Source organism: Oribacterium sp. FC2011 (assembly GCF_000701645.1).
Classification (GTDB): Bacteria; Bacillota; Clostridia; order Lachnospirales; family Lachnospiraceae; genus Oribacterium.
On sequence record NZ_JNJM01000004.1, the window covers coordinates 193,066 to 217,678 of the forward strand.

Sequence of the window (24,613 nt, forward strand, 5' to 3'; positions counted from 1 at the left end):
TAGAATTTCTATAATAGTTAATATCGTTTAAAGTCGGAGTATTTATAAGAGATGACTTCACAAAAAGCCAACATTGATACACGATAAGGTAAACCTGTGACATTCCGCTTTAACGTAAATATAGTCTGAATTTAGACGATATGAAAATGATTGATGGTGTGTTAAGGTGTATGGGATCAAAAATACGCGTATGATTTGAAAAATACTTAAATTGTGTATACATGTATAAAATGATAATATGAAAGCAAAGGAAGCTTACATTAAAGGATTTTTTTTTCAAAGGGAAGGATATTCGTGTTGATTGTAAAGTAAAGATGCTTTATGACGGAGCACAGGGTGATATCATCAACCAGTACGTAAGATTCTGTCATATTTTTAATAAACAGGTGAAGATTTACGGACGGACAAGGAAAGCTGTGGATGAGACTATCAGAATCTGCCAGAGGGAAGCGGTTCTTGAGGAGTTTCGAAGTGTTAAAAGATCGACTAAGGAAACAGATGCATAAGAAACAGTGTGACAGTCTCAACATAGCGGAGACTGCCACACCATTTTATCTTACGTTATTCCGGCTTCCGTCAGGATTTGTTCAACCCGGACATTGAAGGTATGATCCTTCTTTATTTTCTCATAAGCCCTTTCAGCTATGGCTTTTCGCTCATCCTCATGCTGGAGATAGAAGTCGACCTTATTTAAAAGATCACTTTGTGATTCATAGAATACAAAATCCACATCGGGTTCAAAATATCTGAAGAAATCCTCCTGGAAATTGCTGAGAAGGAAGCCTCTGCAGCCCATGATATCAAAGCATCTTAAGGGGATGCCTTTTTTTATGCTCCTGAGGGAGATGTTCAGGTTTATATCTGATCCCTTAAATACGTAGGGCATGTAATCATAGTAGGTTACTATACCGTGATTGTTGATTCCGGGGGCTGAGAAAGATTCATCTTTTGTATAGAGATCCACAGGATATTTTCTGGCTATTTTCGTTAGCAGTTCAGCTCTTTCAATTCCTGTTATCCTTCTGTTTATCACATAGTCGGAATACAGATAGTTCTTTGTATCAACACCGTCTTTATGAGGTTCAAGGGGGAGAGCATCATACATTTTGCTGATGATATCATCACTGAGGCAATTCTCGATAAAATTGTAACCCTGTATATGAATCTGTGACCTCATAAGTCCTTCCAGATATCCGTGGACATAAGAATCCAGTTTTGGAAGCATGCGCTCATAAAAATTATGCTCCTCTGTATACATTGAACCCACAAATGAAACCTTTTTTGACCTGTATGAAGCTGCTTTAGCATCACTCATAGTAAACTTATCAAGTCTCTCTGTAGATGCAGCGAGGGGCATGTAATGAACGGTTTTTATGCCCTGAGATGCATAGGTTTCATACATTTCTGAATCAAAGAGAAATACCTCATTACAGCTGTTCACCAGAGTATAGTGATACAGAGCCACCTGCGGGTTATCATAAACCCATGAAATATACTTAAGCCCTGCCTTCTGGCATACTTTCGAAACTAAGGGGTAGTAATTAAAAGAAAATGCAAAATCCGGAGACTCCTTTCTTATGCTTTCAAGCATATCGGATTCTCTATCAGGATCATGCCATACTCCTACATTGGAGTAAGCATATTTAAAAATTTCTGTTTTCTTTCCGTGAAGTCTGTACTTCAGTAATGAATCAATGAAATCATTGGCACAGAAGCTTTCAACGTCTATATAGAATACTTTCATCAGTCCCCCGTCGATACTGCCCACAGCGGTCCGCCGCCGTCATAAGCTGCCTTCAACTCTTTCAGAATAAGGTCCAGAGGCCATGCTTTCTGACAGTTGGCAAACTTGGCTGGGTCTGCGATCATGACATCTCCCTCGGGAGTCAGCTGAGTGATGACCACAAAGTGCCCGACATCGGTAAGAGACCCCTTCCCCATAAGAGCCACTAGAACATGTCCTGTCTTTAAAAGCTCTGTTACATTTTCGGGAGTCCGGTCTGTAACGGAAGTACAGTTCAATCCATAATGCTCCAGAGCTTCCGGAATGAGACTATGATAACTTCCGCCATGGATGGCATAAAGTTTATTCTCAACTGCCCAGTCAGCAACCTCTACCGGAGTAATGGGAGTATCTGTTTTCGCAAAGCTGTTTACCAGCATGGAAATGGTTACAGGTCCGCAGCCATAAGCGCCCATACGGTCAACCCCCGCAATCCTGTAGTCTTTCCAATGGCTGTCACTCTGACAGAAGTAGAGCATTGAACCCAGGACCGTGTCAAGAACGGAGTTGTAGTCATTATACACATAATGAAGAGTCTCCGGCAGGAGCATCGCTGTTATGTTCCCATTGGCATCCGCCGCGTAAATCATGGGGTTACCTTCTGCACCGGAAGCGGAGAGGTGGGACTCGATCTGTTCCTGAGCCGCAATTTCTGCCCTTTGCTGCGCAGCAAGAGCCTTCTTTGCGGCTTCATCGGCAGACTGCATTTTGGAATACTCCCTGTAGACATCGAAAGGCATATGAACAGTCTTATCGACAGAATGAACCGAGGATTTTCCTACATCCATAACATCCTGTGCAGTATAGGGATGAACCAGATATGCAGCGCTCATGGACAAAGTCAGGGCGGATAATGCTATCCCCGTCCGAAGAGCATGTCCAAGAAAGATCTCCTCCTCTGTGAGATTTGCCTTCAGGTTCTGGTTTTCCGCCTTCCGGGCATCTATATAGTCCCGGGAGGATCTGCGGAAGTCCTTAAAACGCTCTAAGAGGGTTTTATGCGCACCTAAACCACCGGCAGCCGCGCTGCCGGCCACATATGTCTCCTTACGGTCATAATTCAGACCGTCCCATGACTTTGTGCTATTGTTAGCGGTCTGTGTGCTCATTTCTCCCTGCTTAAGTTTCTCACTTGGTTATACCAAGCTGTTTATAAATAAGTGAAGGAATGTTCAAAAGTGATGCCTGCTGACATACAGCGCCAATTTTATAAGCTTCCATAGGCATACCGTAAACTACGCAGGATTCCTTATCCTGTCCTATGGTGAAAGCTCCGTTCTTTCTCATTCTGAGAAGTCCCACAGCACCATCGGCACCCATGCCTGTAAGTATGACACCAAGAGCATTTTCACGAACATTCTGGGCTACAGAATTGAAAAGGACATCTACTGAAGGAGCATGTCCGTTGACTCTGTCTTCTTCTGTGACACTGACTGTATAACCGCTGCCCATTTTCTGGACTCTCATCTGATAGCCGCCGGGAGCCAGAAGCATACGACCCTGTTTAACCTGATCGCCGTTCTTGGCTTCCAGAACCTCCATCTTGCAGATACGGTTCAAACGTTCAGCGTACATTGTGGTAAACCCTGCAGGCATATGCTGGGTAATGACTACACCCGGCATATCGGCAGGAAAGTTACGTACAACACTGAGTATCGCCTCGGTACCACCTGTAGAAGCACCTATGGCAACAATCTTCTGTGCGGAACCTGTCGGTACCTTGAGATTGCCTGAAGTTTCCTTCAGAAGAGCACTTTGTGAAACCGTCATTGGCTTTCCGGAATCCGGATGAGCCTGCTGAGGCATACGTACTTTCGAGAAGGATGCGATGTATAGCTTGCTTCTCAGTCTGTCCACAAAAGATATTGAAGCATTCTGGTCATTGAAATCCGGTTTATGCACATAATCAACCGCACCTGCAGCAAGGGCGTCGAATACACGGATATTAAGGGTCGAAACAAGTATTACGGGTACCGGATACTTAGGAAGAAGTTCTTTCAGAAAATCTATTCCGGACATCCCGGGCATCTCTATATCCAGCGTAACAACGTCGGGTTTGGCTTCAGGTATCTTCTTTGCTGCATCAAAAGCATCAACCGCATGACCAACAATGGCGAAACGATCGTCCACAGCTATGTTGTTCATGAGGAAATTACGATATAGAGCGGAATCATCTACAACAAATACCTTTATCTTTTCCTTTAAAGCCATAAGATACAACCCCTTTATGTTGATATGTTAATGATGTGCATGGGTTGATGATAGTTTCAGCTCATGTAAAACATTAATTTAACTTAAGTATATCACAAAAAAATTTCTTTAGTTAAACCTTTTGATAAATCGCCGGCATTAAATATTTATAAGGGCAATTCGCCTTATTGAGACCCTCTGAATGGCCTATAAAAAGGTAACCGTTAGGATCAGTATAATCGTAAAAACGCTTGACCAGAGCATCTTTAGTAGGCTGGTCGAAATAGATCATAACGTTACGACAGAAAATGAGATCAAAATGGTGTTTCCATTTTATGGGATTCATCAGGTTAAAGGTCCTGAAGACAACATTATTCTTTATGACAGGAGCGATTGTGTAGTTCCCGTCCGGCTGTTTTACAAAATACTTTTTCTGCCATGCGGGAGGGAGCTTTGATAAACTGTCCTCGCCATAAGTCGGATTCATGGCTGAGTTAAGTATATTCTGGGAAATGTCACTGGCCAGGATGCGGAGATCCCATTTCGAAGCTTCCGGACCAAAGAACTCCAGAAGATACATCATGATAGTATAAGGTTCTTCCCCGGAGGAACAGCCGGCGCTCCATATATACACAGCCTTGTCCATTGCATGCTTTTTCTTCATCTCAGGCAGAATGGTATTCCACAGAAAATCAAAATGCTCCTTTTCACGCAAAAAATAAGTGTAGTTTGTGGTTAGCTTGTTAAGCATGGAAACAGTTGATTCCTGATCCCTGCCGCTTAATATAAGTTCCACGAAATCATGGAAGCTTTCATAACCGTCAGCGGTGAGAGAGTTGGAAAGACGGCTCACTATGAGCTGCTTTTTCTTACTGAGATCTATGCCGTAGTTTGTTTGTATATATTTATATAAACGGTTAAAATCTTCATCTGTTAATGTGACCATTATGAGTTCCTCTTTATATGGCAAAAAGCTATCCGGTTTTGCCCGGATAGCTGCCGATTTTTACTATAAGACATTAGCATTGATAAGTGCATCGCAGTCAAATGACATTGCGACGGTGCCGTCATCCATATTGAGCATTCCGTTAAGAAGCTTCTTCTGACGCTTCATAGGAATAGGCTTAACGGTGTCAAGGTCGATATCAACTACCTGACGCACATTGTCAACAACAATTCCGATAGGTACATTTTCAATATTTAAAATAATGATACATGTCTTACTTGTATATTCTGTAGCGCCAAGTCCCATAAGAAGACGAATGTCTACAACTGCAAGTACGGAACCTCTCAGATTGATGATTCCCTTTACATAGTCAGGAACAAGTGGGAGAGTTGTTATGTACTGGTCTGTAATGATTTCAGTAACATAATCAGTGCTCATATACATGATCAAGTCGCCTGATTCAAAAGTTAGGCAACGTTGTAAATTCTTAGGCTCCTCTTTGATAGCATCTTCGGAAGTGGTTGCCTGTGTATTAATTTCTTCTGCCATGTATACTCCTCCTCTCAGGCATTTTCGATGGCTGCATTGTATACGCCAAGTACGTCAAGAATGATACTGATGGTGCCATCACCGAGAATCGTACATCCGCTGATGCCTCGTGACTTCAGATCAAAGATCGAAACAAACTGAGGAAGCGGCTTAACAACTACCTGCTGTTCACCTATAAGCTCATCTGCATACAGGCAGCAGCTCTTGTCTCCATACTCAACCCATACCATGATACCCTCGGTCATATCGTCGTCATGCTTTCCGCGGATATTATAGAATTCATTGAGCTTAACGATAGGATAAAACTCTCCGTCACGGTCAATCATTTCATTTCCGTTTTCATCACGTATGACCTCAACATTATCGATCTTGAAGGAAGATCTGATGTTGGCGATAGGGATGGTAAATGTAGTATCACCTACAGCAACCTTCATACCATCAACAATTGAAAGTGTGAGAGGAATCTTCATGGTCATGGTGGTTCCCTTGCCAAGGTCTGAGTCAATGCTCAGTGTACCACCTACGGACTCAAGATTCTTCTTAACTACGTCCATACCAACGCCTCGGCCTGAATATTCGGTAACCTGCTTGTTGGTTGAGAAGCCCGGCAGCATGATGAGACCGAGAGCTTCCTTCTTGGAGTACTGATCCTTCGGCTTTGTAAGGATACCGCGCTCTTCACCCTTCTGAAGAAGCTTGTCGGGATCCATACCATAACCGTCATCCTTAACTTCTATAACGACCTCGCTGGAAGTGTGTGTTGCTGAAAGGATAAGCTCACCCTGAGGATCCTTTCCTGCAGCTATACGCTCCTGAGCGGTTTCTTCTATACCATGATCCATGGAGTTACGCACGATGTGCATGATAGGATCCTGGATTGCATCAACGATGGTCTTGTCAACTTCTGTATCTTCACCGATAACAGTAAGACGTACATCCTTATTGAGCTTGGTCTTCATATCTCTTACGATACGGCTCATCTTCTGGAAAACACCGGAGATGGATACCATTCGGAGAGACATTGAGATGTCCTGAAGATCGTCTGTTAACTTACGAAGCTGTCTTGCAGACTTCAGGAAGCTGTCCATTTCTTCCTGAGGAAGCTGATTGAGAACAGGAGATGAGGTTACCATTGATTCTGTGATAACGATCTCACCCACAAGGTCGTTAAGTGCATCCAGCTTCTGGAGGTTAACGCTGATAAGACTGGACTTAACAGGTGCGTTGCTCTTTGCTGCAGGCTTCTTATCGGCTGCAGGAGCAGGAGCAGGAGCTGCAGGCTTAGGAGCCGCTGCTGCTGCAGGAGCTTCTGCTGCGGGAGCCGGTGCAGGTTCGGGCGCCGCTGCGGGAGCAGGCTCCGGTTTGTCCTCCGGCTTAGGAGCATCAAGAGTCTCAGTGCTCTTGATATAGGCCTGAGTCTTCAGACCTTCCTCTGCCATATTTGCTGTATCCAATGAATCAAACGCGAGATAGAAGCCGTCCTCTATTATAACCTTTGCACTGTCAGGATTCTGATCCATATCTGCAGGATAGAAACGGAAATCAATTCCGTTTTCCTTCAATGCATTTACTATCATAAATGCACGGAGATTCTCCATTCCGATTCCGTCTTCAAGGAATATATGGATAAATACCTGTGCACTTGGATCGTCCGGAAGATTGGATGATCCTGCAGCTGCAGGAGCCGCTGTATCACCGCCTGAAGCGGCAGCAGCACCTTCGGCACCGGCTTCTCCGTCCTTCAGTTTCTGAAGGTAGGCCTCGATAGCAGACTGGAATTCGGTTATATCCGGATCGACTTCCTCACCAGCTTCAACCTTACCGACCTCACCACGGAGATAATCTTCTGATTTGAACATCAGATCAAAGAGGCCCTTTTTCTGATCTTCATTAAGGAACTCAATGCCCTTATCTCGGATGAAGAAGAAAAGGTCTTCGATACGATGGGCGATTACGGAGATAGGAGTTAACTCCATCATCGCACTTGAACCCTTGATCGTGTGCATGATACGGAAAATCTCGTTTACATTGTCTGTGGAGAATTCACCGACTTTCTCGGCTTCCATTAGGATCTCGTCCAGACGGTCAAGAAGACCATTAGTCTCAAAGAGATAAGTATCAAGCATTCCTTCCATTTCTGCATTCATATGATTCTGTACCACCTTTAATTAAACAATTTCAACACTAGTAGCTATTTCGTCAAAACATTTTTAAAAAATAAGAGTAATCTTACGAAAAAATGATAATACAAAAATATTTTTCTAAAATTACGGTTATTTTTATTTTCTGTGTAATGCGGACCCTCCGGTAAACTGCATCAGAATGTGGCCACTGATTCCTTTAAACGGCTGAAGTCGTTATTCAGAGACTGGACCATAAGCTGATACTCATAAGTTGTCCTTACAAGTTCTACCTGTTCCTGGTCCATATCTACGTTGTTGCCGTCAAGCCTTGTGGACTCATTTGTTGTTGTATGAACAGTAGCTCTTGAACTGTCGATGGCCCTCTCGACTTCTTTTGCTGTTGCCGACTGAAACTGGGCAGCTCTGATTTTTCTTCCCATAACATTCTCGAAAGTAACAAACTTGGATTTATATCCCGGAGTATCAACGTTCGCGATATTGTTCAGGGTGATGTTCTGTCTGCCCCACAGAAAATCCAGCGTGCGTTCCGTCAGATTGATTCCGTTCCCATATAGATTAAGCATAATGACTCCTTATCGACGATCCTTCGTTCGATTGGATTCAGATCCTTCTGAATAATTGATCGATCGGTTATTTGTCCAAAATGCTCTGATGGCTATCATCAGACATCCTTAATAGTCTTTCGACGAAGAAATGAGCATATATAAGGGAAATAGTGTTATTTTTTCCAAGTCTGCGCATATTTCTTTGACTATATTAAGGAAGAAATTTTCCAAACTCTTTGAAAAATAAATAAATCGCTTATAAATCCTTATAATGATCGGCCAAACAGCCGATAACAAGGTTATGTAACAGGTACGCAGTTTTAACATGGAGTGAGGCGTAGTAGATATGAAATTTAATAAAAGATCTGGAAATTCAGGGATGAAGGATTTACAGCTCAGCCAGAGATTGTCTTTGGTTGTAGGTGTGGCTATTTTTGTATGTCTTGTGGTACTTACGATTTTTGTAACTGTTATTTCCAATAAGACTATTGATAAATTTGCATCGGATTCCCTTATAGAGCATTCCGTATCAAGTGCCGATAAGGTAGACGCCATATTGGTAAGAACCAATGAAATCTATCATAGCCTGAAGAGCGCAATTGATATCATTAACCAAAAGGAAGATGACATTAACGGAGCCTTCACTACAGGCTGGACTTCAGAGGTTAAATCCGGTATTGAAACAGCCAGCGGAAAAGGACTTAATCTTATAAGCCGTGTTACGGGAACTCCCATTTCACCAAGCCGTTTTGAAGCTGAAACCATCATAGTTCATGAGCTGTTTGAAGCAGTCAGGGATAACGACCAGGTATATGGAGTAGGTTTCCTGCTTGAGCCGGGAGCATTTTCCAAGGATATTCCGCAGTATGCACCATATGTTAATAAGGATGATGCAGAGCAGAATCTTGTAGAAAACCTGGAATATGATGAATATTCGGAAGAAGATTATTATACAAGAGCTTTCTCGGAAGGACATAACGGATTCTCAGATGCTTACGTAGAAGACGGCACCAATATGATCACCGGCTTTTATCCTATAAAGGATAGTACGGATACTATTGTGGGTGCTGTTATCATTGATATCTATTCAGACATATTCAGTGTTGTGGATGTTGATAATGATTCATTCCCTTCACTTTACAGCAACATAATTAATGAAAACGAGAATATTCTCTATTCTTCACATACAGATGTTATCGGAAAGAATTTTAAGGATACTGTGTCTGAAGATGCCTACAACAAGATCAAGGCAAATTTTGAAAATAAAACCACTTTCGAAGTTGTGACTTCATCTTCCTCAGGGAAGGTTAATCGTTTTTATGCACCTCTCAACATGGGAAAGAGGACCTGGTGGGTGCAGACAGCGGTTCCTACAAGAGAGTTTAATGCTGCGGCTAACGGAATCAGAAATACTATCATTGTTGCAACTATAATCATAGTTTTGATCCTTTTGGGCCTTGTTTATTCCATGGTCAAGAAGAATCTGGCACCTCTTTCAAAGATTTCATCTGCAGCAGCGGAAGTATCTCAGGGTAATTTTGATATCGATCTTAAATATGACAAAAACGATGAAATCGGAGTTGCTTTCAATGGCCTCCGGGGAATCATTAACAGAATACAGAATATCATTACAGATCTTTCAAAGAAACTGGGAGAGATAAGCAGCGGTAATTTCCAGGTGGATCTTATAGATGCTGATAATAATTATGTTGGAGCATATGCACCGCTTCTTGGCTCCATGCAGTCCATAACTGAAAACCTTAATCAGACTTTACTTGATATCAGAGAGTCTTCAGATCAGGTATCAAGCGGAGCAGAGCAGGTTTCTGACGGCGCTCAGGCATTGGCACAGGGTTCCACTGAGCAGGCATCATCTGTTCAGGAGCTTTCCGCAACCATGAATGAGATTTCAAACAAGGTTAAGGTTACAGCATCAAAGGCAAAGGAGGCTTCCGAGCTTGGTGCCGTTGCCGGACAGGCCATGAAGCTTTCAAACGATAAGATGACGGAAATGTCATCGGCCATGGACGATATCATTGATAAGTCAAATGAAATCAGCAAGATCATCAAGACAATCGATGACATCGCTTTCCAGACCAATATCCTTTCTCTTAATGCAGCAATTGAGGCCGCAAGAGCGGGTGCCGCAGGAAAAGGTTTCGCTGTGGTTGCAGATGAAGTAGGAAACCTTGCAAAGAAATCACAGGAAGCAGCACAGAATACAGCCACACTTATTGAACAGACAATTGAAGCTGTACAGCGAGGCGGACAGATTTCTGAAGAAACGGTTTCTGCAATCGGAACTGTTACTGAGAAATCAATTCTTATCACAAATCTTGTTGATGAGATTTCCAATGCTTCCGATGAGCAGGCAAAGGGCGTTGCCCAGATCACTGAGGGCATCGATCAGATAGCTTCGGTAGTTCAGACCAACTCTGCTACGGCTGAGCAGTCGGCAGCAGCGGCAGAAGAGCTTTCCGGTCAGGCAAATGTTATGAACGGACTGGTTGGCAGATTCAGTTTGAAGGGTGGTTCATCAAGCTATAGAAGTAACAACAGGAAAACAGACTATATACCTCCTGTAATGACGGATGATAACACGGGCAGTACAGCAGCTAAAGTAGCTCCGAAGAAGGCTGAGAGTAAGCCTGTAGTTAAGCCACAGACAACGGCACAGGCTAAACCTAAACCGGCAGCTGCTCCGAAACCGACAGCATCTGCTCCCAAACCTGCAGCAGCGGCTGCGACCGCAACTGTTAAGAAGGCAGAGCCCAAACCTGCAGCATCTGCTCCTGTGAAGTCTCCGGCTTCGGCCCCTGTAAAGACGGAGGAGCCTAAGAAGACTGAGACCGCACCGGTAACTGCGAAACCTGCAGCTGCGCCTGTTAAAAAGGCAGAGCCTAAACCTGCAGCAGCACCTGCAAAGAAACCGGATGCGCCAAAACCTAAGGCACCGGCTCCTAAGCCAAAGAAGGAGATTCCATATATTCCGCCAAGTCAAAGTGATGGATTCATCCCTTCCGAGTTTGATGGAATGGATCTCACCAATGTTGATCCTGCGTCAGTATCATTTAAGTCTTATGCTTCACCTAATGGGGCAGACAAGTATTGATTTGGGACAAAAACAAAGTGTATGAAGTAGGACTCTACTTTATATAAACATCCCCAATGTAAGGGCAGTCGCCAGAACGTTCCCCTAAAGCGTGGCGGCTGTCCTTTTTGTATCATTGTGAAATGGTACAGAAAATGCAGGGGATGGGAGACGGGGTAGGTGGTGAAATGGTACAGAAAATGGAAGGGATGCGTGACGGCCCACGTGGTTGAAATGGGCCAGAAAATGCAGGGGACGTGCGACGGCCCACGAGATTGAAAGTACAGCCGGCTTGGCATGTTCGTCCCAGATGCACTGACGTGCGTCTGTGCCGTACATGCCAAACCGGCTGTTCTTTCAACTCGCAAGCCTAGTCGCCCATCCCCTGCATTTTCTTCACGTATTGAATCATGCCACACATCCCTTCCATTTTCTTCACATATTGAATCATGTCGTACATCTCCTGCATTTTCTTTACGTTATTAAAAGCGGTACGAACATGATACATGGGGGACATCCTAAAATGGGGGAAGGTTATGGCAAGGGGGAAGTAAAAAAGACCGTCCAACCGGAAATGGTTGGACAGTCTTTGAATTATTATTCTTCGGCTTCAGCTTTCTTCTTTTTCTTTTTTCCAAAGGGGAGTTTGATTTTTGGAAGTTTGATTTTCGGGAGTTTGAGGCCTTTCTTTTTTTTCTTGCCTCCTTCTTCGCCTTCGGCTGCGGGGGCTTCGCCGGCAGCGGCTTCGGCTTTTGCTTTCTTCTTTTTCTTGAGGGTTTTGAGTAGGATAAGGATTCCTGCTGTGAGACCTTCAAGGAATATGACTGTGAAGAAACCTATAAAGAAAGATAGTATGTTGAAGCCTCCTGATTTCTTCTCTTCTGTTGCTTCTTCGGTGCTTTCCGATTCGGATTCATCTATAATGATGTTTCCGGCCTCGTCGGTGTTCATGGTAACGTCTATAACGGGACTGCCGTCTTCGTTTGTTTCACCTACAACAGCGGAAACCTCACCGGTATCTTCATTATATTTATTGCCTCCGGAATCGTTTGCATTGCTTTCTTCGGCCTCTTTAAGTTCTTCCGGTGTAATGGCATTGAAGGTTACAGGTGAACCTTTACCGTCGACCTTTACGAAGCCTTCTCCCCAGTTGCCGTTAAATTTATCCCGGACCATTTCTGCTGCAGTTTTTGCCTGTATATGAGAGAGGTCCTCGAGTTTTACATAGCCCTCCTTAAGATCTGCATAGACGGTATAACCCCATAGTACCCCGTCAGGATCTCTTGCATTCTCAATGATGTGAAGAACTGTATTCTGGGGGATAGGGATGTTAATGCTGTAAGCACTGTCAACTGATGGTTCCTGATAGAATTTTGCGCCCTCAGGGTTAGTTACTATAGCAAAGTAACTTAGATCAGGTGCCGTTGTTTCAGGCTCTGTGGTGGTCTCTATTGGGTCACCATTTTCATCGGTTTCTACTTCTTCAGTAACCTCTTCTCCCTCTGCGCCCTCTTCGGAGACAGCAGCTTCTTCGGTTGACTCTTCAGCTCCGTAACTATATATAGGATATGAGACAATAGTCGTCGCTATGCTGAGAAGCAATAGCGACGTTAGAAGTTTTTTCTTCATGTTTTTTTATGCTTTATCATCTTTATCAAGAGAAAGAGTAGAAACAACGTCTTTTATCTGAGTAACAACGCGTTCGATCTTGTCATTTGCTTCAGAACTTGCATCAGAGAGCTTTTTTACTTCCTCAGCTACAACGGCGAAACCACGACCTGCCTGTCCTACCCGGGCTGCTTCGATACTTGCATTGATGGCAACTATCTTCTGGCGTTTCTGGATGCCTTTAAGGGTATTGGTACTGGAAATAACTTTCTTAACCAGACCGTTAGTTTCTTTGATGCCATCGGAAAGACGTGACAGAACCTTATCATTGGCATAAACGTAATACTGGTTTGAAACATAGCCGTTTAAAAGGCTGTCGATCAAAGGTACAACCACAGAAAAATCAGCTTTTGTCTCATCCGGGTCTGTTACGGTTACTGTACCCACAACTTCGTCACGGATCTTAAGCTCAACAGATGCGGTACGTGCATAGGTTGAATCGGGATTTTCAGTTTCGCTCTCTGAAAGTCCAGGATCCGGAGCATCCTGTGAAGAATCCATGGAAGTTGCGATAACATTTCCGTCGGTATCGGTGATATCTACTTTAAGGCCTGTAAGTTTGGACCAGTTTCGTGTTATGGATGAAAGCTCCTGCATGTTGCAAAAATCATTTATTTTCATGTTCACGTCTCCTTGATTGATTATCAAAATCATTGCTATATGTTTAGTCGACGGTTTGGTTTTATTTAATAAGGCAATATGCGAGGAATTTCAATATATTTTGAGGTTTTATTCACAGGAAATCAGATGCATTTAAGTTTTGGAATATGGGTGGACTGTTATTTTTTTTCGGAAAAGATTTTCTATTCCGGGGTTTTACAATATTCAAAAGGTTGGAATTATGATAAAATATAGTATTATTGGAATATTTAATAGTGTAACGGTAGTTTTTTTTTCAGACATTTTCCGCAATTGAGGAAGACATGACAAGCAATTTAGAAATTTCCATTGATAAACTTAAGTCCGGGATGGTTATAGGTAAGTCCATAGAGGACAGACTGGGACGTATTCTCATTGAGCCCGGAACAGTTGTTACTCCATATGCAATTGATGAGCTCAAGAAGAGCGGGGTTCAGTATGTCACCATAAAATCAGGGCAGGCCAATAAGAGTCCGAATAAATTATCAACGGCTGCCGAGTATATGGTGAAAGAACTGAGAAAATCCGATCCTCCGACAGTGGTACTTGAATCTTCAGTCAGGAAACGTATTTCCAAGGGAATTGAACTTATATACCAGAATCCTGATCCCAAAGAAACTGCTGCGGCTGCAACAAGTATCACCAATGATCTTATGAGTGCCATAGAAAAGAATAATGCTGTGGCCCTCAATATTAACGCCCTAAAATGCAGTGACGAGTATACCTTTAAGCACAGTGTGGATGTGGCATCCATAAGTATGGTACTGGCAAAAGAGCAGGGAAAGAGTAAAAAAGAAATATTTGAGGTAGGCATGGCAGGACTTTTGCATGATATAGGAAAGACTCTGGTGCCTCCGGAAATTCTGAACAAGCCCGCAAAGCTTACCTCTGAAGAATTTGAAGTCATGAAAAAGCACAGCACCTACAGCTATCAGCTGGTGGCTGAAAATGATGAGATTCCTATGGATGTTAAGATCGCCATGCTCCAGCACCACGAGAAGATCGATGGAAGCGGCTATCCATATGGGGCAACAGCCGATCATATACATGAATATGCAAAGCTTCTGACTGTGGCCGATATCTTTGATGCCCTTGTGACTGAGAGACCCTATAAAAAAGGAAAGTCTCCCAGAGAGGCGGTAGAGATGCTCATGGCCATGACAAACGAACTGGATATGGATGCATTGAACAGCTTCATGCAGATGATGATCCTTTATCCGGTGGATTCCAACGTTCAGCTTAGTAACGGTGAAACCGCAAGGGTTGTACAGCGAAATCCGCAATTCCTTCTGAGACCGGTAGTGGTCGGGGTTGAGAGTGGTAATGTCTATGACCTTAAGTCTTTGAAATGTGCCGGAATTGTAATCGTATAGGATTGTACCGGCCTATATCTGTGATAGTTTGATATGACGACATACCGATCCTGTAATCTTATCAGGTTGTGATAGAAAGTGTGCCTTTCCGGACATACCGGTTTTGACAATAGAATTGATATTTTCTTACAAACTCCTGCAGTTTCGAATGTGGGAGTTTTTTTGTGGTAAAATTTGGGAAATAAAGGAATAAAATTTACAGTAAATACATAAGAGGATATGAAAATACTTCACATCACTATTTGTACAGCCGGCTGAAAGCGGCGGAATGGAGATCATAATGAAAGGAAATATCAGTAAGGTATTAACATCTATACTTATAGCTATGTCTCTGACAGTGTCAGGAACAGGAGCTGTTGCCGTTGCCGAAACAGGTCCTGCAAGAGGAGCGGAAGCATTGAATATCGGGCTTGATACTTCGGGACCGGGTGTGCCGGGGGCATCATCAGCTTCAGGTGAATCTTCCGGAAGTTCATCTTCAACGGCAGCATTCACGACTACACCTGCATCATCTGCCCCGGGTTCAACGGCATCTGTACTCAGCCCTTTTAACACAAACATATACGGAACCCCTGTTAATGGCTACTACTGTGATGCTGTCACAACTTATACCTATGAGAATTTTGAATCGGATATATCAAGACTTGTTTCGGAGTACGGTAGTGTGGTAAAGTCTTCTGTACTTGGAGTCAGTGCTGACAACAGAAATATATATGAATTGATTGTGGGGGAACCCTCTGCGGAAAACCAGATACTGCTGACAGGAACCACACATGGAAGAGAGTACATTACTTCTCAGCTTGTAATGCGACAGATTCATGATCTTTTGTCCATGGCAAAAAATGGCGGAGGATTTAAAGGTCAGGGCGTGGCCTCCCTTCTTCAGACCACCTGCATTCATGTGATTCCGATGGTCAATCCGGATGGTGCTGTCCTTAGCCAGTTTGGAGCTTCAAAGGTAAAGAGCCAGACGATCCTCGGCAATCTCAAAGCCATGATCCAGCACGATCAGCAAAGGGAAAACTATACAGGAGACACAGACTGGTACTATCGCAGATGGAAGAACAATGCTAACGGCGTAGACATTAACAGAAATTTCTCCATAGGCTGGAAGGAGCTTGACGATTCAAGATATTACCCTTCATATGAGTACTATAAGGGGCCGTCAGCGGAGTCTGAGGCAGAGACTCAGGCACTTATAAAGGTATTGAATGAGGCTTCTTTTGATGAGGTTATCAACTATCATGCGCAGGGAAGCGTAGTTTACTGGTCCTTTGGAGGAGCTCCCGAGGGAGTAGAGGCAAGAAGCAAACAGCTTGCGGAGCTTGTGAAGCAGGACACAGGATATATCCTGGGAGCGGCTTCCACAAACAAAAACAGCGTAGGCTCCGGCTCATATAAAGAGTTTCTTGCCTTAAAGGGTATCCCTTCGGTTACCATAGAAGTGGGAATCGGTTCATGCCCGCTGCCGGACACAGACATTGACGGCATCTGGCAGAGAAATTCTGAGGTTTTAAAGGATCTGGTTTACGAGATAAATCACAGGTAAAATAATTTAGGAATGCCTTTCATTACTATTTGTGCTGCTGATTCAAAATGGCGGAATGAAGGTTAGTGTGAGAAATAGTTTTCAACATGATTTATGACGCAGACCCAAAGCGGTGGAATGGGGATTAAGATGAAATTTGATGTCAAGAAGGATCTAAAAAGACTTATCGTGGTATTGATAGCATCAATGCTGATGGCGATAAACATTAAAACCTTTGTGCGTACAGGGGGCCTGTATCCGGGAGGAGTAACCGGACTCACAGTGCTTATTCAGAGAGTTTGCCAGTTGTATTTCCATTTTGAAATTCCGTATTCTGTTGTGAATATCGCACTGAATTTTATTCCGGTATATATAGGCTTCAAATTTATAGGAAAAAAGTTCACTATTTATTCCCTGATCATGATCCTATGTACAGGCTTTCTGACAGATATGCTGCCCGGACATGTCATAACCTATGATACCCTTCTTATTGCGATTTTCGGCGGTATCATTAATGGTATCGTTGTGAGCCTGTGCTTAAGCGTTGATGCTACCTCCGGCGGTACGGATTTTATCGCCATCTACTTAAGCCAGAAGAGGGGCATGGAAACCTGGAATCTGGTCCTAGGTTTTAATGTTATCATCCTGGCAGCTGCCGGTATCCTTTTCGGATGGGATAAGGCGCTGTACTCCATTGTTTTCCAGTACGTTTCCACCCAGACTTTACAGACCTTCTACCGGGCATATCAGAGACAGACACTGTTCATAATCACGGATAAGCCTGAAGAAATATCAGAAATGATTTTTGAAATCAGTCATCACGGCGCAACTTTGATGACTGCTCAGGGAGCCCATGAGCATAAGCAGCTTCACATAGTTTATTCGGTTATCGGAGCTGATGACGCAAAGAAAGTCATCCTTAAGACTAAAGAGATCGATGAGAATGCTTTTGTGAATTCTTTCAGAACTACGGAGCTGGCCGGTAATTTCTATATGAGGCCGAAGGACTGAGAATAAACCGGCGGGATTTCCCGCCGGTTTTCTAGTGGTTTTTGTCGATTACTATATCTTCTAATTTTCGCTTGGGAACGAAGTGGGTGCCGCTTTCATCGCGGTAGTAGTTGATGTTTCCGTCCTTTGGGATATCAACAAGTTTTACTTTTTCGGCGGGTTCGCCGAGGGCTATCACCATAATAGGAACAAGATTTTCCGGTAGATTCAGGAGCTCTGTCAAAGGCTGAAGTTCGAAGTTTCTTATCATGAGACCGCCGAGGCCTTTTTCTGTAGCTGAAAGCAGAAGGGTCTGGGCAGCTATACCAACATCAATGAGCACAGCCTGAGTGTTTGGCTGAATATCTGTGTCCTGCAGCATGATGACAAAGGCTGTGGGATGTGTTCCGAATTTTGGAAGATGAAGTTCCGGAAGGGCTCCTCCCCACTTTGTCAACTTGAGAATTTCATCAACCTCTGTTTTGTCATTGGAAATATAATATTTTACCGGCTGTCTGTTTGCCGCAGAACCAACAAGTCGTGCGTCATCCAGGATTTCAAAAAGTTCTTTTTCCGATATTTTTCTTTCTTCATTATATCCTCTGTAGCTTCTGTTTTTTGCAACAAGTTCACTGAACATGGTAACCTCCATCAGTATTGATCATGTGAAATCATCTATGGTTATCTGATACATTTTTTCAAACTACACCATAGACACTCCAGGTTTTCGGTTTTAAAGATTTTATCTAAGGGCATTATAAACTTGATTACACAAATTTAATATTCAGAAGTTATAAATATTGAATAAATTTACGACATTCATGATAGAATATTGTTAATGACTATGATACTTTGATTTTTAGAAGGTATTCCCTATGACGACCAGAGAACTATTATATGTAAAAACAGTTGCCGACACCCATAATATTTCCAAGGCTGCAAAGAAACTTTTTGTTGCACAGCCTTCCCTGTCTCAGTCACTTCAAAGAATTGAGGATACTATAGGAACGCGTCTCTTTATCCGAGGTTCCGACGGACTCAGGCTCACTTATGCAGGAGAGAAATATTATCAGATGGCCTGCACGATACTGAAAATCTACGATGATTTTGAAGCTGAGATCAGTGATATGAATGATCTGAAAACCGGTCATATCAGTTTCGGTATCACAAATCATCTTGGGGCGATAATGCTTCCAATGGTGATGCCGCAATTCAAAGAGGAGTGTCCCGGAATTGATCTTGATATTTTTGAGGGATCAACCGAACTTCAGGAAGAAAAGCTTATCTCCGGAGACCTGGATTTTTCCATAATGCATGCTCCGGTTGAAGATAACGAGCCTAACCCATCTCTCAATTACGAAATACTTGCGAGACATCCTTTCGTTATCGCGATTTCGAAAAAAGATCCCCTTGTTAAGCTTGCTGTGCCAAGGGAAGGCTACACCTATCCGGTTCTCGATGTAAAGCTTCTGGAGGATCATCCCCTTCTGACGCTTCATAAAGAACAGCGAATCCGTCATGTCACGGATTCCGTCATAAAAAAAGCCGGCATACATCCGGTGATAAAATTCGTATCCAGAAACTACATGACCCTTGAGAAGCTTGCCGCCGAAGGCATCGGCTTCACCCTTCTTCCTTCGGATTACATAAACGTCAACCTATACGACAACCCACCGGCCTACCTCTCAATCGATGACAAATATTCCGCTTACTGGAGCCTCTGCATCACAACCGTAAAAGGCGCCTTCCTATCCCGAGCCGACCAGCGTTTCCTCGATATCATAAGAACAAACGCAATCAAATAATTTGAACAGTCGTCCCCGGTGGATTCCTATTTGCTCTTTAATCTACCGTTAGAGAAAAAGTGAGAGCCGGAGGGCATACATTTAAAGGCGACCCGCCTTTAAATGTATGTCCTCCGGCTCGTACCATTTATATATCTCACGGTACAAACCGATACCCCAGCCCCCTCACAGTAACTATGTGAGCGGGCTTTTTTGGATCCTTTTCAACCTTGCTGCGGAGCCTGTTGATGTAAACCATGATAGCATTATCATCAACGGCGATGGCATTGCCCCAGACATGCTCGTAGATTGCGTCCTTGTTGAAAACCTGCTGGGGATTCTTCAGGAATAAAAGGAACAAAGCCGCCTCCTTTGAGGACAAAAACAACTCTTCTCCATCTTTATAAAAACGCATGGAAGAAGTGTCATAGGAAAAATCCCCAACAGTTATGGAATTACTGTTCACAGAGGTGCTATCGGATAAAGCCTGCCGGTTACGTCGAATGAGAGCCTTAACCTTGGCCCCCAGAATCATGGGGCGGAAAGGCTTGGTAATATAATCATCCGCACCGATGGAAAGCCCATAGACCGAATCGTAATCCTCATTTCGCCCGGAGATGATGATAACCGGAGTGGATACATGGTCCGCCCTGATCTTCTTTATAACATCAAATCCTTCCATATCACCGAGATTGACATCCATCAGAATTATGTCATAATGCTCCTTCGCGATCTTCTGCAGCGCCTCCTCACCTGAGTTTGCGGTTTCGGACTCAAGCTCATTGCTGTGCATCACCTTTTCCAGAAGCTTGCAAATATTTACATCATCATCAACTATCAAAACTTTATCAGACATTATTCACCTATATCGTATCTGTGCGATTAATTAAGCACAGCCTGTTTCTCATAATTTTTTTAAGGCCGCATAAACTGTCATGAAAATCCAATCCGGAGCGGCCAACTAAATAGTGCAGTCAATTCATATTACACGACTCCTATCTTAATACAATATTCAAATCTTAACAATTATTAATGTTTATCAGAGGCTTAAATGATATAAGCTATGTTTAAAAGGAAATTTGTTTTTCTTATCTCCTGGGATATCGATACGAGTTAAGGACATTCTTATAGATCAATTCCAAAGGGTTAAAGACATATGATAAACGAAAGAGAAAAGCCGGATTCAGGCATAATCGGAAAAAATGAAAAGATAAACTGGAAATACATGATACTTGCTTTGACGGGTATCCTTATCACCGGATTTTTGCTTATAGCTGGGATTAAGATTTTCCGTGACTACAGAAATACTCTTATGAAAAACCAGCAAGACCAGCTGCTGCTTATGGCTAAAACCTTAAGCCGCAACATGAGTTCCGATATGGAAAACTATATAAAGGAGCTTGAGTTTTTCTCTGATATAAGAGATGGTGCGGATAAAGATACCATCATAAAAAAGTATGTGGAAAATAATCTTGATTTTGCAGTTAATGTCTACCTCGAGGACAAGGATGGCAATATCCTGAGGTCGGCTGTTCCCATGAGCATATTTGAGGCAGATTTTGACGACAAAGGCGGAGTTACGGATTTTTACCGAAAAAAAACTCCTGATAATGCTTATACAGGAAGTGAAGCTTCTTCCGAAGAACTTGTGATTACGGAGCTTCAGTTTGTGACCGATGCCGGGGATGGCATCACTTTCTGGCAGGGAAAAAGAGGAGAAGACCGTAATACCCTTATATTTAAGAAAAGGCTTAGTGATACTGTAGAGGGCTACAGCATTGGCTTGGTAATAGATGAAGACAAGTACTACGAAAATGTAATTTCGGATATCCACATAGGTACAAACGGATACATTGTCATCAAGAATTCCAACAATCTCATGCTGATGCACCCATCAAAGGATCAATGGGGCATAAGTGTCATTTCCGGACGAATGGAGATGTATCCGGGGCTTGATTACGGAAGTCTGGAGAAACTTCTTGATGATCAGAACCGAGGGGAAGAGGGAGTTGCGGATTACTATTCCTACTGGTGGATGGAAGAGGGTGTCCCAAGAGTACGAAAGATAAGCGCCTACAGTCCCGCAAAGGTGGGGAATGATTTCTGGGTGGTCAGCGCCGTGGTTGACTATGATGATTTTTACCGCCCCATTCTCAATGGCTTCAGCGGCATCCTGCTGGTGGCCACCGGCATTCTCATGGTATTTTTGATTGCTTTCGTGGGCATGCTGAAACTTATTTCGGAGAACACAAGAGCAGCCAGGGAGATCAATTATTTGAAAAACCTTAATCAGGTGCTGGAGGAAATGCATCGTAGTGAAAATGCCATCGCCCACCAGCAGAGGCTGCAGATCATGGGTACCATGACCGGAGGCATTGCCCATGAGTTCAATAATTTCCTTACCCCCATCATGGGACATGCCGAGCTTCTCATGATGTCCCTGCCGGAGGATTCCGATGAATATGACAGTGCGAAAGAGATACTTCAGGCATCGGAAAAAGCAAAGGATGTGGTTCATCAGATGTCTGCCATGAGCAGGAAAAATGCCGAGACCATATTCAGAAACATTGAAGCCTTTAAGCTGGTTAGCAGATTCTTCCGGATGACGGATTCCATATGTCCCGAAAATGTTTCTGTGGAAAAAGAGAACCGCGTTAAGGATGAATTCATCCTCGGAAACAGCACCCAGATAAACCAGGTGCTTCTGAATATTGCAGTTAACGGCATACAGGCAATAGGCGATAAAAATGATGGATGCCTGAGTTTGTCTGCTTATATTAAGGACCATTCGGATATTAAGTTTAAAGAGCTTCCGAAAGGAACTCTTTTCAAAAGATATCTTGTATTTAAAATAAAAGACAATGGCTCGGGAATGAGCGACAAGGTCAAAAAGAAGATATTTGAACCCTTCTTCACCACAAAGAAATCCGGTGAGGGAACGGGTCTCGGACTTGCACTGGCAGAGCAGATTGTTGATGCCCATAAAGGCTTTATACATATCGATTCTCAAGTGGGAAAAGGAACTACATTCTATGTGCATTTCCCTGTGGTGGAGACTGAAGCTAACAAAGATGATCTGAAGTCAAAGAGTAAAACGTTAAATGTTACCAGTGGAGCGAATGATGCGAAGGATATAATTGTGGATGGCATCGTGGAAGAGGCTTATGTGACGGAGGGCACAGCCTCAGGGAAAGCTGATAATGTTACGGCCGGAAACATTGTCAGAAAAATCCAGATACTGGTGGCGGACGACAACCACAGGATCCTTTCCATCCTTAAAGATACCCTTAATGAAAAGGACTTTATCCATGCGGTAATGTGCGATTCTGTGGAAACTCTGCGGGAATCCTTAAAGGAGATGAAGCCGGATATAATACTTATAGATGAGTCCGTGGGACATTATTCCGGTATCGAGATCTTCATGTCTGAGTTTACGGAGGAAAAGGAAGCATTAAAAATCATAATGGCAGACACCATAGACAGGGAGATAGTGGAGTCCAGAAAGCGCGGCATCATCAACGGCTACATGGAAAAACCGGTGTCGGCGACGGAGATCATTAGTCTTGCGGAACGTATCTCCGGAAACATGGAGAACCTTAACAAACTGTAAGGTTCAGATTAAGGAATATTAATGTATACACGATATGCAGTTAAGGTTAATTTATTAACATACCTCATGTAAAAATCAATAAGCGACAGCGTTTCGGAAAAAGAATGCTTCGTTTCAGTTAAAATTCAAAGGGGGAAAATCAATGAGTACAACCGTAGTTGGTATTCTTGGATTTCTGACGATCATTGCCATCGTCGTAACGCTCTTTAAGAGCAAAACTATTCCTAGTATCGCGTTCATCGTATTCCCGTCAATCCTTGCAGTTATTCTCGTGCTTGGCGGCTACTACAACATCGGTCAGATCGGAAAGCTCATCAAGGGTGGTTTCGGAAGTACCGGAGCAACCGCTGCACTGTTTGTATTCTCAGTGCTTTACTTTGGTATCATGACTGATGCCGGAATGTTTGACGTAATCATCGATAAGCTTATGAAGCTTGTAGGTGACAATGTTATCGGCGTAACTGTTATGACAGCCGTTATCGCTCTTATCGGACACCTTGACGGTGGCGGAGCTTCAACATTCCTTATCGTAGTTCCTGCAATGCTTCCTGTTTACAAGAAGATGCATATGAGAAAGACAACCCTTCTCAGATGTGCCGTTCTTTCAATGGGTGTTCTTAACCTTATGCCATGGGCAGGTCCTACCATGAGAGCTGCTTCAGTTCTTGGTATCGAGGCAGGTCAGCTCTGGAGAACAATCATTCCTATCCAGGTTTTCGGTATCGTTCTTTGTCTCGGACATGCTGTTCTTGCAGGTTTCCAGGAGAAGGCAAGAGGTGCCGGACTTAACGGTAAGCTTGCTAAGGAAGCTGTAGTTGAGGAGTCTGAGGAAGGTACAGAGATCAAGCAGGACAATGAGCTTGCAAGACCTAAGCTTTTCGTATTCAACATCTGCCTTACAATTGCAGTTATCGCACTTCTTGTCTGGGATCAGTTCCCAAGCTATGTACCTTTCATGCTTGGTGTTGCAGCAGCAATCCTTGTTAACTACACACCTGTTAAGATGCAGAAGAAGATCATCAACCGTCATGCAGGTCCTGCTCTTATGATGTGTTCAACACTTATGGGCGCAGCTGTACTTATGGGTATCCTTGTTTATGGTTTCAATGCTGACGGCGCAGCAGCTATCGCTAAGCCGGGTGTTGAGATGCAGATCACATCTGTTGTTTCAAACATGGCTGAGATCATCACTATGATCCTTCCTGCATCACTCGGAACTCATCTTCCACTTGTTATCGGTATCCTTTCTGTTCCTCTTGCTCTTGCATTTGATACAGATTCTTACTTCTACGGAATGCTTCCTGTTATGATCGCCATCGGCGCATCCTTCGGACTTGATGCACTTCCAATCGCAATCGCAATGGTTGTTTGCCGTAACTGTGCTACCTTCATCAGCCCTATGGTACCTGCTACACTTCTTGGTGTCGGTGTTGCCGAGGTTGATATCAAGGATCACATCAAGGCATCCTTCGGATATGTTTGGGCTTTCTCAATCATCTGCATGCTCTTCGCTGTAGCAATCGGCCTTATGCCTATCTGATGAATTTATATCATTGACCATTTCTGACAGTTTGCCGGACTGTCGAAAACCTCAATTAAGAATTTTGTAAGTGTGGGGGGGCTGCCCCCCTTACAAAAAAGCGTCTCCGAGAAATCGGAGGCGCTTTTTTGCTTTATGGGAAAGTACATCAACCGGACATTCGGCATGACATATGTTCTATAGTCCTCGGGAACGGTTTCTAACCATGAGAACCATACCTGAGGACTCTTTTA

The 24,613-nt window shown here is 43.4% G+C and carries 19 protein-coding genes; 8 read left to right on the plus strand and 11 right to left on the minus strand.

What is annotated here, in order from left to right; genetic code table 11:
* Positions 1–314 precede the first annotated feature (314 nt).
* Complete coding sequence (locus T357_RS0104935) at positions 315–506, plus strand: hypothetical protein (protein WP_031549359.1); 192 nt, start codon at positions 315–317, stop codon at positions 504–506.
* A gap of 50 nt (positions 507–556) precedes the next feature.
* Here T357_RS0104935 and T357_RS0104940 read toward each other — a convergent pair whose 3' ends face one another.
* The 7 genes from T357_RS0104940 to flgB all read right to left on the minus strand — a co-directional run bounded on the left by T357_RS0104940 (position 557) and on the right by flgB (position 8,175).
* Positions 557–1,744 (minus strand): CgeB family protein, encoded by a 1,188-nt coding sequence (locus tag T357_RS0104940; RefSeq protein WP_031549361.1) that lies wholly within the window; start codon positions 1,742–1,744, stop codon positions 557–559.
* Positions 1,744–2,892, minus strand: coding sequence for a C39 family peptidase (locus tag T357_RS20025; protein WP_049962281.1), 1,149 nt, complete (start codon positions 2,890–2,892; stop codon positions 1,744–1,746). Before T357_RS20025 ends, T357_RS0104940 begins: the two co-directional genes overlap by 1 nt.
* A gap of 19 nt (positions 2,893–2,911) precedes the next feature.
* Positions 2,912–3,994, minus strand: coding sequence for a protein-glutamate methylesterase/protein-glutamine glutaminase (locus T357_RS0104950; RefSeq protein ID WP_031549365.1), 1,083 nt, complete (start codon positions 3,992–3,994; stop codon positions 2,912–2,914).
* A gap of 112 nt (positions 3,995–4,106) precedes the next feature.
* Entirely contained in the window at positions 4,107–4,919 is an 813-nt protein-coding gene (locus T357_RS0104955; RefSeq protein ID WP_031549368.1) for a CheR family methyltransferase, read from the minus strand.
* A gap of 63 nt (positions 4,920–4,982) precedes the next feature.
* Entirely contained in the window at positions 4,983–5,468 is a 486-nt protein-coding gene (locus T357_RS0104960; protein ID WP_031549370.1) for a chemotaxis protein CheW, read from the minus strand.
* Positions 5,469–5,482: 14 nt separating this feature from the next.
* Entirely contained in the window at positions 5,483–7,615 is a 2,133-nt protein-coding gene (locus T357_RS0104965; RefSeq protein WP_031549372.1) for a chemotaxis protein CheA, read from the minus strand.
* 170 nt (positions 7,616–7,785) lie between these two features.
* Entirely contained in the window at positions 7,786–8,175 is a 390-nt protein-coding gene (gene flgB, locus T357_RS0104970) for a flagellar basal body rod protein FlgB (RefSeq protein ID WP_031549374.1), read from the minus strand.
* 361 nt (positions 8,176–8,536) lie between these two features.
* Here flgB and T357_RS0104975 point away from each other — a divergent pair, with 361 nt between their 5' ends.
* Complete coding sequence (locus T357_RS0104975; protein ID WP_081828058.1) at positions 8,537–11,269, plus strand: methyl-accepting chemotaxis protein; 2,733 nt, start codon at positions 8,537–8,539, stop codon at positions 11,267–11,269.
* Positions 11,270–11,845: 576 nt separating this feature from the next.
* On the opposite strand, the gene T357_RS0104995 is transcribed toward T357_RS0104975, so the two are convergent.
* Entirely contained in the window at positions 11,846–12,877 is a 1,032-nt protein-coding gene (locus T357_RS0104995) for a hypothetical protein (protein WP_155991242.1), read from the minus strand.
* Positions 12,878–12,883: 6 nt separating this feature from the next.
* Entirely contained in the window at positions 12,884–13,537 is a 654-nt protein-coding gene (locus T357_RS0105000) for a methyl-accepting chemotaxis protein (protein WP_031549381.1), read from the minus strand.
* A gap of 302 nt (positions 13,538–13,839) precedes the next feature.
* On the opposite strand from T357_RS0105000, the gene T357_RS0105005 reads away from it, so the two are divergent.
* From T357_RS0105005 to T357_RS0105015, 3 genes are all read left to right on the plus strand, one after another.
* Positions 13,840–14,928, plus strand: a complete 1,089-nt coding sequence (locus T357_RS0105005; RefSeq protein ID WP_031549383.1) for a cyclic di-GMP phosphodiesterase — start codon at positions 13,840–13,842, stop codon at positions 14,926–14,928.
* Between the two features lie 280 nt (positions 14,929–15,208).
* Positions 15,209–16,477 (plus strand): M14 family zinc carboxypeptidase, encoded by a 1,269-nt coding sequence (locus T357_RS0105010; RefSeq protein WP_049962283.1) that lies wholly within the window; start codon positions 15,209–15,211, stop codon positions 16,475–16,477.
* Positions 16,478–16,606: 129 nt separating this feature from the next.
* Positions 16,607–17,467, plus strand: coding sequence for a YitT family protein (locus T357_RS0105015; protein WP_031549387.1), 861 nt, complete (start codon positions 16,607–16,609; stop codon positions 17,465–17,467).
* Between the two features lie 31 nt (positions 17,468–17,498).
* Here T357_RS0105015 and T357_RS0105020 read toward each other — a convergent pair whose 3' ends face one another.
* Positions 17,499–18,086 (minus strand): nitroreductase family protein, encoded by a 588-nt coding sequence (locus tag T357_RS0105020; protein ID WP_031549389.1) that lies wholly within the window; start codon positions 18,084–18,086, stop codon positions 17,499–17,501.
* 235 nt (positions 18,087–18,321) lie between these two features.
* Here T357_RS0105020 and T357_RS0105025 point away from each other — a divergent pair, with 235 nt between their 5' ends.
* Positions 18,322–19,251 carry a LysR family transcriptional regulator gene (locus T357_RS0105025; protein WP_031549391.1) on the plus strand — a complete coding sequence of 310 codons (930 nt, stop codon included), beginning with the start codon at positions 18,322–18,324 and terminating at the stop codon, positions 19,249–19,251.
* A 136-nt stretch (positions 19,252–19,387) separates the two neighbouring features.
* Here the strand turns inward: T357_RS0105025 and T357_RS0105030 are convergent, their stop codons facing one another.
* Positions 19,388–20,086 (minus strand): response regulator transcription factor, encoded by a 699-nt coding sequence (locus T357_RS0105030; RefSeq protein WP_031549393.1) that lies wholly within the window; start codon positions 20,084–20,086, stop codon positions 19,388–19,390.
* Between the two features lie 300 nt (positions 20,087–20,386).
* On the opposite strand from T357_RS0105030, the gene T357_RS19020 reads away from it, so the two are divergent.
* Complete coding sequence (locus T357_RS19020) at positions 20,387–22,840, plus strand: ATP-binding protein (protein ID WP_049962284.1); 2,454 nt, start codon at positions 20,387–20,389, stop codon at positions 22,838–22,840.
* Positions 22,841–22,982: 142 nt separating this feature from the next.
* On the plus strand, positions 22,983–24,380 hold the full coding sequence (locus T357_RS0105040) for a CitMHS family transporter (protein ID WP_031549398.1): 1,398 nt from the start codon (positions 22,983–22,985) through the stop codon (positions 24,378–24,380).
* The last annotated feature ends 233 nt before the right edge of the window (positions 24,381–24,613 follow it).

Excerpts from the sequence above, each read along its gene's own strand:
- T357_RS0104950 (WP_031549365.1), bottom strand. The coding sequence starts at position 3,994 with ATGGCTTTAAAGGAAAAGATAAAGGTATTTGTTGTAGATGATTCCGCT.
- T357_RS0105030 (WP_031549393.1), bottom strand. The coding sequence starts at position 20,086 with ATGTCTGATAAAGTTTTGATAGTTGATGATGATGTAAATATTTGCAAG.
- T357_RS20025 (WP_049962281.1), bottom strand. The coding sequence starts at position 2,892 with ATGAGCACACAGACCGCTAACAATAGCACAAAGTCATGGGACGGTCTG.
- T357_RS0104935 (WP_031549359.1), top strand. The coding sequence starts at position 315 with ATGCTTTATGACGGAGCACAGGGTGATATCATCAACCAGTACGTAAGA.
- T357_RS0105010 (WP_049962283.1), top strand. The coding sequence starts at position 15,209 with ATGAAAGGAAATATCAGTAAGGTATTAACATCTATACTTATAGCTATG.
- T357_RS0104995 (WP_155991242.1), bottom strand. The coding sequence starts at position 12,877 with ATGAAGAAAAAACTTCTAACGTCGCTATTGCTTCTCAGCATAGCGACG.
- T357_RS0105020 (WP_031549389.1), bottom strand. The coding sequence starts at position 18,086 with ATGTTCAGTGAACTTGTTGCAAAAAACAGAAGCTACAGAGGATATAAT.
- T357_RS0105000 (WP_031549381.1), bottom strand. The coding sequence starts at position 13,537 with ATGAAAATAAATGATTTTTGCAACATGCAGGAGCTTTCATCCATAACA.
- T357_RS0105040 (WP_031549398.1), top strand. The coding sequence starts at position 22,983 with ATGAGTACAACCGTAGTTGGTATTCTTGGATTTCTGACGATCATTGCC.
- T357_RS0105015 (WP_031549387.1), top strand. The coding sequence starts at position 16,607 with ATGAAATTTGATGTCAAGAAGGATCTAAAAAGACTTATCGTGGTATTG.
- T357_RS0104940 (WP_031549361.1), bottom strand. The coding sequence starts at position 1,744 with ATGAAAGTATTCTATATAGACGTTGAAAGCTTCTGTGCCAATGATTTC.
- T357_RS19020 (WP_049962284.1), top strand. The coding sequence starts at position 20,387 with ATGATAAACGAAAGAGAAAAGCCGGATTCAGGCATAATCGGAAAAAAT.
- T357_RS0104975 (WP_081828058.1), top strand. The coding sequence starts at position 8,537 with ATGAAGGATTTACAGCTCAGCCAGAGATTGTCTTTGGTTGTAGGTGTG.
- T357_RS0105025 (WP_031549391.1), top strand. The coding sequence starts at position 18,322 with ATGACGACCAGAGAACTATTATATGTAAAAACAGTTGCCGACACCCAT.
- T357_RS0104955 (WP_031549368.1), bottom strand. The coding sequence starts at position 4,919 with ATGGTCACATTAACAGATGAAGATTTTAACCGTTTATATAAATATATA.
- T357_RS0104965 (WP_031549372.1), bottom strand. The coding sequence starts at position 7,615 with ATGAATGCAGAAATGGAAGGAATGCTTGATACTTATCTCTTTGAGACT.
- T357_RS0104960 (WP_031549370.1), bottom strand. The coding sequence starts at position 5,468 with ATGGCAGAAGAAATTAATACACAGGCAACCACTTCCGAAGATGCTATC.
- flgB (WP_031549374.1), bottom strand. The coding sequence starts at position 8,175 with ATGCTTAATCTATATGGGAACGGAATCAATCTGACGGAACGCACGCTG.
- T357_RS0105005 (WP_031549383.1), top strand. The coding sequence starts at position 13,840 with ATGACAAGCAATTTAGAAATTTCCATTGATAAACTTAAGTCCGGGATG.